General features: G+C 71.7%; 11 protein-coding genes. 1 reads left to right on the top strand and 10 read right to left on the bottom strand.

The window, feature by feature from the left end; all coding sequences use genetic code 11:
• The 8 genes from VFM98_RS23285 to VFM98_RS23250 form a co-directional block, all read right to left on the bottom strand.
• The coding region (locus VFM98_RS23285) for an aldehyde dehydrogenase family protein (protein WP_325112278.1) at positions 1-503 on the bottom strand (503 nt) is incomplete at its 3' end.
• 132 nt (positions 504-635) lie between these two features.
• On the bottom strand, positions 636-842 hold the full coding sequence (locus VFM98_RS23280; RefSeq protein WP_325112277.1) for a hypothetical protein: 207 nt from the start codon (positions 840-842) through the stop codon (positions 636-638).
• A gap of 320 nt (positions 843-1162) precedes the next feature.
• The gene (locus VFM98_RS23275) at positions 1163-1495 is read right to left on the bottom strand and encodes a hypothetical protein (RefSeq protein ID WP_325112276.1); all 333 of its coding nucleotides are present in this window, start codon (positions 1493-1495) and stop codon (positions 1163-1165) included.
• Between the two features lie 97 nt (positions 1496-1592).
• Positions 1593-2567 (bottom strand): tripartite tricarboxylate transporter substrate binding protein, encoded by a 975-nt coding sequence (locus VFM98_RS23270; protein ID WP_325112275.1) that lies wholly within the window; start codon positions 2565-2567, stop codon positions 1593-1595.
• 51 nt (positions 2568-2618) lie between these two features.
• Entirely contained in the window at positions 2619-3557 is a 939-nt protein-coding gene (locus VFM98_RS23265) for a hydroxymethylglutaryl-CoA lyase (protein ID WP_325112274.1), read from the bottom strand.
• Positions 3554-4768, bottom strand: a complete 1215-nt coding sequence (locus tag VFM98_RS23260) for a CaiB/BaiF CoA-transferase family protein (protein ID WP_325112273.1) — start codon at positions 4766-4768, stop codon at positions 3554-3556. The genes VFM98_RS23265 and VFM98_RS23260 overlap by 4 nt, the downstream gene beginning before the upstream one ends.
• Positions 4769-4800: 32 nt before the next feature.
• Positions 4801-5748 carry a LysR substrate-binding domain-containing protein gene (locus tag VFM98_RS23255; RefSeq protein WP_325112272.1) on the bottom strand — a complete coding sequence of 316 codons (948 nt, stop codon included), beginning with the start codon at positions 5746-5748 and terminating at the stop codon, positions 4801-4803.
• A 19-nt stretch (positions 5749-5767) separates the two neighbouring features.
• Complete coding sequence (locus tag VFM98_RS23250; RefSeq protein ID WP_325112271.1) at positions 5768-6340, bottom strand: hypothetical protein; 573 nt, start codon at positions 6338-6340, stop codon at positions 5768-5770.
• An 80-nt stretch (positions 6341-6420) separates the two neighbouring features.
• Here VFM98_RS23250 and VFM98_RS23245 point away from each other — a divergent pair, with 80 nt between their 5' ends.
• A complete protein-coding gene (locus VFM98_RS23245; protein WP_325112270.1) occupies positions 6421-8193 on the top strand; it encodes an ABC transporter transmembrane domain-containing protein in 1773 nt (590 codons plus the stop codon).
• Between the two features lie 3 nt (positions 8194-8196).
• On the opposite strand, the gene VFM98_RS23240 is transcribed toward VFM98_RS23245, so the two are convergent.
• Positions 8197-9354 (bottom strand): 2OG-Fe(II) oxygenase, encoded by a 1158-nt coding sequence (locus tag VFM98_RS23240; protein ID WP_325112269.1) that lies wholly within the window; start codon positions 9352-9354, stop codon positions 8197-8199.
• 81 nt (positions 9355-9435) lie between these two features.
• A partial coding sequence (locus tag VFM98_RS23235) for a DUF1178 family protein (RefSeq protein WP_325112268.1) occupies positions 9436-9625 on the bottom strand: 190 nt, incomplete at its 5' end.

Raw genomic sequence — 9625 nt, 5'->3', positions numbered from 1 at the left:
GCGAGCGCGGCGCCGACCTTGCGCACCACCTGGTTGATCGGGAAGTTCCACGGCGTGAAGGCGGCCACCGGGCCCACCGGGTCCTTGATCACCATCTGGCGCAGCTCGGGCTTGAAGCGCGAGGGGACGAGGCGGCCATAGACGCGGAAGCCCTCTTCCGCGAACCATTCGATGATATCGGCGGCGGCCAGCGTCTCGCCCTTGGCCTCGGCGAGCGGCTTGCCTTGTTCCTGGGTCAGCAGCGGGGCGATCTCGGCAGCCCGTTCGCGCATGAAGGCGGCGGCCTTGCGCATGATGGCGCTGCGGGCGGCGGGGGTCATGTCCCGCCAGGTTTCGAAGCCCTTCTGGGCCGCCTCGAGCGCACGGTCGAGGTCGGCTTTGCCGGCGTGGGCGACGCGCCCGATTTCCTTGCCGGTGGCCGGATTGAACACCGGCAACGTACGGCCGTCGGCGGCATCCTGCCACTGGCCGTTGATGAAGAGCTGGGTATTGGGGTAGGTCATCGCATTCGTCCCTCGGGTGAGCCCCGGATTATGCGATGCCGCTCAATTCCCTCCGGTCGTGAAGCAATGAGGGACGCCGCGGCCGCGGCGCTGGTCGGCTTGGGCCCGCCGACCGGGGGCTGATTCCCCGCGTCACTGCAGGATGGTCGCTTCCACCGCCGGATAGGCCAGCTCGCGGCCGATCATGGCGCGGGCGTAGAAGTAGTTGTTGCGGGCCCGTTCGCTCATGCCGTCGAGGTCCACGTGACCCATGTGGTCGCATGGGAAGGCGAATCCGCGGCCGCTGGTGAACAGCGACTGGAACCGAAGCTGGAACTTGCCGTAAGTAGCGTGACACATGGCAGACCCCCGTCATCCGAGTAACCTGGCTTCAGCCTTTGCTGGGGAACAGCGTCGCACTTCGCGGTGCGGTGGGCATCCCCCATTGGAAGGCTCCCGCGTGATGTATTGCATCAAGCGTGCCGGCTTGCGCGAACGGCGCGAGAGTGCCGCGCCCCCCATGCAAGTGGGCGCCAGCGTTGAGGATTTCACGGAACCGGGGCGGCCCTATGGTGCCGGGTCCCCGAATCTGGGGGTGGTCGGCACCCCCATTCGGGAATCACCCGGCGCGGGGGCGTCCCCCACCCAGACAAAGCCTGATGGGTACGGCGAGTGCTTGCCTAGCGGCTGCGGGTGATGACGCCGATCGCGAAGCCGGCGAAGAAGGCCGCGGCCGCGGTGAAGAGCGGCCGTTCGCGCACCTGGGCGCGGGCTGCGTCGACGTATTGGCGGGAGGGCATGGAGACGACGAGGGTCCGGACGGCCGGCACGGCCCGGCCTGGCGGCCGGCCTGCGCCTTCGTCGTGCGGTGCGGCGGCCTCGGTCGCGCCGCTCCGCACGGGCTCACCCTCACCCTCGTCCGCCCCTTCTCGCTCGCCCGCCCCGACGTAGTCCTCCACCTCGGGCGGGTGGAGGTCACCGGAGAGCTTCATGTGCTTGCGGGGATGCGGCATGGATCGACTCCTCTGCGCGTGCAGGGCTCCATGGTGGCAGGAGTCGGCCTGCGCGTCACGCCTCGGCCCGCGCGGCCGGCCCGACACCGCTGCCCGCTCAGTCGGCCTTGATGTTGGCCAGCTTCACGATGCGCTCCCAGGTGGCGCGCTCCTTCGTTCCCAGCGCCGCCAGCTCGGCCGGCGTCATCGGGATCGCCTTGGCGCCCTGCTCCTCGGCCTTGCGCTTGAACTCGGCGGTCTCGACCACCTGGCGCACCGCCGCCGAGAGGCGGTCCTGCAGGTCGGCGGGCAGGCTCGCCGGCCCGTACACGGCGAACCAGGACGAGGCCACCAGCGCCACGCCCGTTTCGGTGGCGGTGGGCACGTCGGGCAGCACCGGCAGGCGGGTCTTGCCGGTGGTCATCAGGGCCTTCAGCTTGCCGGCCTTGATGTGCGGCAGCAGCGGGGGCGGCGTGGTGATGGTCAGGTCCACGTTGCCGGCCAGCAGGTCCGTCAGCGCCGGGCCGGTGCCGCGGTACGGGATGTGCGTCATCTGCGTCTGCGTCAGGTCCTTCAGCAGCTCGGTGGTCACGTGCTGCAACGCGCCGTTGCCGCTGGAGGCGTAGTTCACCTTGCCCGGATTCGCCTTCACGTAGGCGAGGAACTCCTGGAAGGTGTTGGCCGGGAAGGTGCTGCGCACCACCATCACCTGCGGGGCGTCGATCAGGTGGCCGATCGGCTTGAGGTCGCGGCCGGGGTCGAAGCCGGCAACGGGCTGCACCAGCGGCGTGATGGCCTGGTAGCCGGAGTACTGCACCAGCAGCGTCGTGCCGTCGGGGTTGGCGCGCGCCACCGCCTGGCCGGCGATGTTGCCGTTGCCGCCGGCGCGGTTCTCCACCACCACGTTGGCCTTCAGGATGCGGCCGAGCGGCTCGGCCAGCATGCGGGCCGAGATGTCGGTCGTGCCGCCGGGGGCGGAAGCCACCAGCAGCGTGATGTTCTTGCCGGCCCACTGGGCCCGGGCCGGCAGCGCCAGGGTGGCCGCACCGGCGGCGGCGGCTCCGAGGAAGGTTCTACGTTGGATCGCAGGCATGAAGTCTCCATGGCGCCCCGCGGGCGCCTCTTGCATTGACGAAAAAGGAATTCAGGGCGCGGCGCGCAGCTCCGCGACGGCGGCGGGCACCGGATGCAATTGCGTGCTCGGGCCGGCCTTGACGATCTGGCCCGGCACTTCGTGGCCGACGATCTGCGGCAGCGCGCGGGCCACCTGCAGCAGCCTGGCGAGGTCGACGCCGGTGTCGAGGCCCATGGCCTGCAGCATGTGGATCGTGTCCTCGCTCGAGATGTTGCCGCTCGCGCCGGGCGCGTAGGGGCAGCCGCCGAGGCCGCCGAGCGAGCCGTCGAAGCGCTCGATGCCGGCCTGCACGGCGGCCAGCACGTTGGCCAGCCCCATGCCGCGCGTGTTGTGGAAGTGCAGCGTGAGCTGCAGGCCGGGGAAGCGCCGCTGCGCCTCCTCGCACATGCGCGCCACCTGCGCCGGATGCGCCATGCCGGTGGTGTCGCAGATCGTGATGCCACGCACGCCCAGGTCGGCGAAGCGCTGCGCCCAGCCCAGCACCGTCTCCTGCGGCACCTCGCCCTCCATGGGGCAGCCGAAGGCGGTGGACAGCGACACGTTGATGGGCGTGCGGCCGTCGACGAAGCGGATCACGTCGGCCAGCGCCGCGAAGCTCTTCTCGCGCGGCATGCGCAGGTTGGCCAGGTTGTGCGTCTCCGAGGTGGACATCACCAGGTTCAGTTCGTCGGCGCGCGACTCCATCGCCCGCTCGGCGCCGCGCAGGTTGGGCACCAGCACGGTGTATTCGACGCCCGGTGCGCGACGGATGCGGCCCATCACCTCCTCGGCGTCGCGCAGCATCGGGATCGCCTTGGGCGAGGTGAAGGACGTGACCTCGATCTTGGCGTAGCCGCACTCCGAGAGCGCGTCCACCAGCCGCACCTTGGCGTCGGTGGGCACGAATTCCGGTTCGATCTGGAAGCCGTCGCGCGTGACGACCTCGTTGAAGTGGATGCGCTTCTTCATTCCTCGCCCTTGACCACGCCGCGGCGCTTGAGCCCGGCGATCTGTTCTTCCGTGAGTCCCAGTTCGCGCATCACCGCCTCGCTGTCCTGCCCCAGGCGCGGCGCGTTGCGGTGCTGGCCGCCCGGCGTGCGCGAGAGCTTGGGCACGATGCCCGGCACCGTGAGCGTGTCGCCGTCGTCGAGGCGGATCTGCTGCAGCATGCCGCGCGCGGCATAGTGCGGATCGGCCGCGATGTCGGCCACGGTGTAGATGCGGCCCGCGGGCACCGAGGCGGCGTCGAGCGCCTGCAGCACCTCGTCCACCGTGCGCGTCTTCGTCCACGCGCCGATGGCGGCATCGATCTCCTCGACCCGCTTCACGCGGCCCGTGTTGTTCGCGAGCTCGGGATCGTTGCCCAGGTCCTCGCGGCCGATCGCGGCCATCAGGCGCTTGTAGATGCTGTCGCCGTTGCCGGCGATCAGCGCATAGCCGCCGCCGGCGCACAGGTACGCGTTGGTCGGCGCGATGCCGGGCAGCGCGCTGCCGGCCGGCCCGCGCACGGCGCCGAAGGCGCTGTATTCGGGCAGCAGGCTTTCCATGCAGTTGAAGACCGCTTCGTAGAGCGCCACGTCGATCACCTGGCCCTGGCCCGAGCGCTGTCGCTCGTGCAGCGCCATCAGGATGCCGATCACGCCGTGCAGCGCCGCCAGCGTGTCGCCGATGCTCACGCCCACGCGCACCGGCACCCGGCCCGGTTCGGCCGTCAGGTGGCGCAGGCCGCCCATGGCCTCGCCCACCACGCCGAAGCCGGGACGGTCGCGGTAGGGGCCGGTCTGGCCGTAGCCGCTGATGCGCAGCACCACCAGGCGCGGATTGGCCGCGACCAGTTGCTGCGGATCGAGCCCCCAGCCTTCCATCGCGCCGGGGCGGAAGTTCTCGATCAGCACGTCGGCCTCGGCGGCCAGCTTGCGCACGATCTCCTGCGCTTCCGGCTGCTTGAGGTCCAGCGCCAGCGAGCGCTTGTTGCGCGACTGCACCTGCCACCACACGGAGGTGCCGTTCTTCAGCAGGCGCCAGCTGCGCAGCGGATCGCCGGCACCGGGCGGCTCGATCTTGACCACGTCGGCGCCGAAGTCGGCGAGGGTCTTGGCCGCGAACGGGCCGGCGATGAGCTGGCCCAGTTCCACGACCTTCAGGCCGGCCAGCGGGCCGGCGGCGTTCGGGGTCTCCATCCGCGCAGTGTGCGGTCGCGTGCGGGCGGCGTCTATTGCCTTTTGCGGGGCGGAGCTTTCGCTTTTTGCGAAGGCTCGACCAGGAAGCCCACCAGCTGCTCCACCGCGGCGTCGTGCATGCCGGGCCGGGTGGCCAGCAGCAGGCGGCGCGAGGCCCAGGGATCGCTCAAGGCCCGCCAGCGCAGCCCCATCGCGCCGACGATGGGCAGCGCCGCGCTCCTGGGCAGCAGCGCGATGCCGAGACCGGAGCCCACCAGGTGGCACACCGCGTCGAAGCTGCGCACCTGCATGCGCAGCTTCAGCGGCCGGCCGGCGGCGTGGGCCGCCTCGTGCTGCTTCTGCAGCAGCGCCGCGCCTTCGGCGAGGCTGATCCAGTCCTCCTCCAGCGCCTCGGAAAACGCGATCGCGCCGCGGCCGTTGAGGCGATGCCGGGCCGGCAGCACCAGCACCAGTTCGTCGCGGCGGAACAGCCGGCAGTCGAGGCCCTCTGTGTCGGCGCCTTCGACGAACACGCCGAGGTCGGCACGGCCCTCGCGCACGGTGACGGCCACCAGGCTCGACACCTGCTCCTCCAGCTCCACGTGCACGTGCCGCACCTCGCGCGCATGGCGCGCCAGCAGCGGCGGCAGGAACTGGTTGATCGCGGCCGTGCTGGCGCACAGGCGGATGTGGCGCGTGATGCCGCGCTTCAAATCCGCCAGCTCGCTGCCGATCTGGTCCAGCGACTGCAGCATCTCCAGCGCGTGGCGCGCGAACACGCGGCCGGCGCTGGTGGGCAGCAGGCCGCGGCCGTGGCGCTCGAACAGGGGCTCGCCGACCGCGTCCTCCAGCTCGCGCAGGCGGCGGCTGGCGGCCGCGAGGGCGAGGTGCGATGCGCGCGCGGCGGCGCTCAGGCTGCCCTGCTGCAGGCAGTCGACGACGAGGCGGATCGAGACGAGGTCGAAGCGCGCGAGGTTGTAGCCGCTGGAGGCGGTGGCCATCCGGCGATGGTAAGCGGCCTCAGTCTTCGCCCATGTGCAGCCACTCGTCCTCGCGCATGGACTGCATGAAGGCCATGGCGGATTCGAGCAGGCCGGCGCTCTCCGCCCATTCGATGTGCTCGCGGAAGCACAGGCGCTTGGTGAGCGGGGGCGTCACGTCCCAGGCCGGGCCGGTGACCGGCGCTGGCGGACGCAGCTCCCCGCGCGCCGTCTTGCGCGGCGGCAGCAGGGCGAAGAATTCCGTCCAGCGCACCGGGCGCGGGCACACGCGGTTGTTCCTGCGCGCCACCAGCATCGCGGCGTCGAGCGTGATCAGCGGCTGCGCGGCGCGCTTCTGCGCCTGCAGCGGCGCGCGCAGCGCCGGCTGGGTGACGGCCCAGGCGCCGTCGCCCAGCGCAGGCGGCGGCACCGTCATCGGCGCCGTGGGCGCGAAGCGGGCATCGTGCTGGCGGGCGATCTCGTTGAACATCTGCCAGGCCGTGTCGCCGTCGCTCTGCACGACCTCCGGCACGGGAATCGGGTCGCCCGCGTACCAGGGCTGGTCGAGGCCGCCGGCGGGGCGCGCGGGCGGCTTGGGTCCGGAGCGAGTCATCACCTTGTCAATGTAAGCCCGCCGGCCTCCGCCGCGCCGATCCGCGTCAGCCCCGTTAAGCCGCTCGCTACACTGCCCCGATGCCCGACGCCGCGCCCCCGACCCGCTCGCCGAAGTCGCTCTCCGGGCTCCTGCCCTTCCTGCGGCCCTACCGCTCGCGCATCCTGCTGGCAGGCCTGTTCCTGCTGCTGGCGGCCGGGGCGATGCTGCTGTTTCCGGTGGCGCTGCGCACGATGATCGACCGCGGCCTGAGCGCCGACCCGGGCGCCCGCATCGTTTCGCTGCGGGAGCATTTCCTGCTGCTGTTCGCGGTGGCCGTGGGCCTCGGTATTTTTTCCGCCGGCCGCTTCTACCTCGTGAGCTGGATCGGCGAACGGGTCACGGCCGACCTGCGCAACGCGGTCTATGCCCACGTGCTGGAACAGAGCCCCGCCTTCTTCGAGAGCACGCAGACCGGCGAGGTGCTCTCGCGCCTGACCACCGACACGACGCTGGTGCAGACGGTGGTCGGCTCCTCCTTCTCGCTCGGCCTGCGCAACCTGGTGATGGGCACCGGGGCGCTGGCGATGCTGGTGGTGACGCACCCGCGCGTGATGGCGCTGGTGCTGCTCGTGGTGCTGCTGGTGGTTCTGCCCGCCATGCTGTTCGGCCGCCGCGTGCGGCGCCTGTCGCGCGCCAGCCAGGACCGCGTGGCCGATTCCAGTGCGATCGCCGCCGAAGTGCTGAATGCGATTCCCGTGGTGCAGAGCCACGCGGCGGAGGAGCGCGAGGCGCGGCGCTTCGCGGCGGCGACCGAGAACGCGTTCCGCACCGGCATCCGCCGCACGCGCGCCCGCGCGGCGCTGGTGGCCTTCGTGATCATCGCCAATGCGGGGCTGATGCTGTGGGGCCTCTACCAGGGCACGCAGGCAGTGCTGCGCAACGAGCTCACCGCCGGCCAGCTGGGGCAGGCGGCCTTCTACGTCGCGATCTTCGCCGGCGCGGTGGCGGTGCTGGGCGAGGTGTACGGCGATCTGCTGCGCGCCGCCGGCGCCACCGAGCGGCTGATGGAGCTGCTGGCCAGCCGCTCGCCGGTGGTGTCACCCCCCGACCCGGTGGCGCCGCCGGTCCCGGCCGGCGGCAGCGCGGTGAAGCTGGACCGGGTGCGCTTCCACTATCCCTCGCGGCCGCAGGCGCCGGCGCTGGCGGACTTCGACCTGGCGGTGGCGCCCGGCGAGACGGTAGCCCTGGTCGGGCCCAGCGGCGCGGGCAAGACCACGGTGTTCCAGCTGCTGCTGCGCTTCTACGATCCGCAGCAGGGCAGCATCGCCATCGACGGCACGCCGGTGCGCGACTGGCAACTGCAGGCGCTGCGCGAGCGCATCGCCCTGGTGCCGCAGGAGCCGGTGATCTTCTCGGCATCGGCGCTGGAGAACATCCGCTATGGCCGGCCGGAGGCGAGCGAGGAGGAGGTGCATGCGGCCGCGCGCGCCGCCTATGCCGACGGCTTCCTGCGCGCGCTGCCGGAGGGCTACGGCACCTTCCTGGGCGAGCGCGGCGTGCGGCTGTCGGGCGGGCAGCGCCAGCGCATCGCGATCGCGCGGGCGATCCTGAAGGATCCGCCGCTGCTGCTGCTGGACGAGGCGACCAGCGCGCTCGATGCGGAAAGCGAGCGCATGGTGCAGGCGGCGCTGGCCTCGGCGATGCGCGGCCGCACGACCCTCGTGATCGCGCACCGGCTGGCCACCGTGCAGCAGGCCGACCGCATCGTCGTGCTGGACCATGGGCGGGTGGTGGAAGCGGGCCGCCACGAGCAGCTGCTGGCCGCCGGCGGCATGTACGCGCGCCTCGCGGCGCTGCAGTTCATGACCTGAGCGTCATTTCCGCGGCGGCACGCCGCCCGGCCAGGCCTTGTACCCGCCGCCGCCGGCCAGGTAGGCGCTGTTCGCCTCGCGTTCGGCCGCGGCGGCGTCGTCGTACAGGAAGGGCAGGAAGGCATAGCGGCGGCCCCGCCGCACCGCGCTCACCGTGTGCAGCAGCGCGCCAGCGAACACGATGGCGCCGCCCGCCGGCACCTTGTAGCGGCGCCAGCCGTACTCGGGAAACGCGAGCTCGCCGCCCTCGAAGTCGTCGTTGAGGTTGACCGACAGGGCGAAGCGGCGGTGCGCCGTGCCGCGGGTGGTGTTGTCGCGGTGGGGGGCGAAATGCCCGCCGGACTCGGCGTCGTAGCAACCCACCAGGTAGCGCTCCATGCGGTTGGCCTCGAAGCAGTGCACCTTGCGGATCACCGGCACCACCTTCTGGCGCACGCGGTGCTGCAGCAGGCGCCGCAGGGCGTCGTCCTCGATGGTGTAGTCGCTGCGCCGCTTGTGGCCGGGGTCGTGCAGGGCGACCGTCTTGCCGTCCACGTCGCGCATGAAGCCCGAAGGCGTGCCGCCGGCGGCCTCGTAGCGCCGGACCAGGTCTTCGCAGAGCGCGCTCTCCAGCACGTCCGGGATGATGATGACGGGCGCGTGCATCTCCAGGCCGCCGTAGTGCGAGACCGGCGGCAGGCCCTCCAGCAGGGTCGCCAGCGCCTGGCGGTCGCTGCCGTCGGGCCGGAAGGGCAGCACCGCCTTGACCTGCAGGCCCGGATTCAGCACCACCCAGATGCGCCGGTACTGGTGCGTCACGGCGTCATCGCCGGGCTGCGCACCTTCGGGCAGCGCGCCGTACAGGCGGGCGACGGCGCCGTCGAAGTCGAGGAAGTGGCGGATGCCGGGCACGGACTGGACGACGCGGCCCGCGGCGGCGTCGTCCGGATCCGAGGTCACGCCGAAGAAGGAGCAGCGCTCGTCGTCGAACAGCGCCCGGTGCTCCTGCGCGAAGCCCAGCGCCGCCTGGCCGGCCGCATCCCGGGCCGTGCCCAGGAAGCACAGGACGATGTAGCGGCCGCCCGTCGTGTCGAACACGTAGTCGGGTTTTGCCGTGGTCCGCTGCCGGAACCACGGAGCGGGTTCCCCCGGTGCCAGCTGCCGGTAGCCAGATGCCTCCATGCGCCCTCCGCCCACGTTCGGTCAGGCGCATTCTAGGAGGACGCCGGAAAGTCAGAACATCCGGTTACACCCGGAGGAGGCTTACTGCAGGGGACCCTTGAGGCCCTTGGGCAGCGGCAGCGGCAGCACGGCAATGCCCTCTTCCAGCAGCGCCTGCGTCTCCTCGCGGGAGGCTTGGCCGCGGATGCCGCGCTCGTCGGATTCGCCGTAGTCGATCTTGCGGGCTTCCTCGGCGAAGCGTTCGCCGACGTCCTCGGTGTTGGCCACCACC

This window comes from Ramlibacter sp. (assembly GCF_035706265.1).
Lineage (GTDB): Bacteria > Pseudomonadota > Gammaproteobacteria > Burkholderiales > Burkholderiaceae_C > Ramlibacter.
This window is presented reverse-complemented; position numbering and strand designations above follow the sequence as displayed.

What these genes read in the sequence shown, in the direction of transcription:
- VFM98_RS23280 (WP_325112277.1), bottom strand. Translation starts at nt 842, where the DNA reads ATGTGTCACGCTACTTACGGCAAGTTCCAGCTTCGGTTCCAGTCGCTG.
- VFM98_RS23260 (WP_325112273.1), bottom strand. Translation starts at nt 4,768, where the DNA reads ATGGAGACCCCGAACGCCGCCGGCCCGCTGGCCGGCCTGAAGGTCGTG.
- VFM98_RS23240 (WP_325112269.1), bottom strand. Translation starts at nt 9,354, where the DNA reads ATGGAGGCATCTGGCTACCGGCAGCTGGCACCGGGGGAACCCGCTCCG.
- VFM98_RS23245 (WP_325112270.1), top strand. Translation starts at nt 6,421, where the DNA reads ATGCCCGACGCCGCGCCCCCGACCCGCTCGCCGAAGTCGCTCTCCGGG.
- VFM98_RS23265 (WP_325112274.1), bottom strand. Translation starts at nt 3,557, where the DNA reads ATGAAGAAGCGCATCCACTTCAACGAGGTCGTCACGCGCGACGGCTTC.
- VFM98_RS23255 (WP_325112272.1), bottom strand. Translation starts at nt 5,748, where the DNA reads ATGGCCACCGCCTCCAGCGGCTACAACCTCGCGCGCTTCGACCTCGTC.
- VFM98_RS23250 (WP_325112271.1), bottom strand. Translation starts at nt 6,340, where the DNA reads ATGACTCGCTCCGGACCCAAGCCGCCCGCGCGCCCCGCCGGCGGCCTC.
- VFM98_RS23270 (WP_325112275.1), bottom strand. Translation starts at nt 2,567, where the DNA reads ATGCCTGCGATCCAACGTAGAACCTTCCTCGGAGCCGCCGCCGCCGGT.
- VFM98_RS23275 (WP_325112276.1), bottom strand. Translation starts at nt 1,495, where the DNA reads ATGCCGCATCCCCGCAAGCACATGAAGCTCTCCGGTGACCTCCACCCG.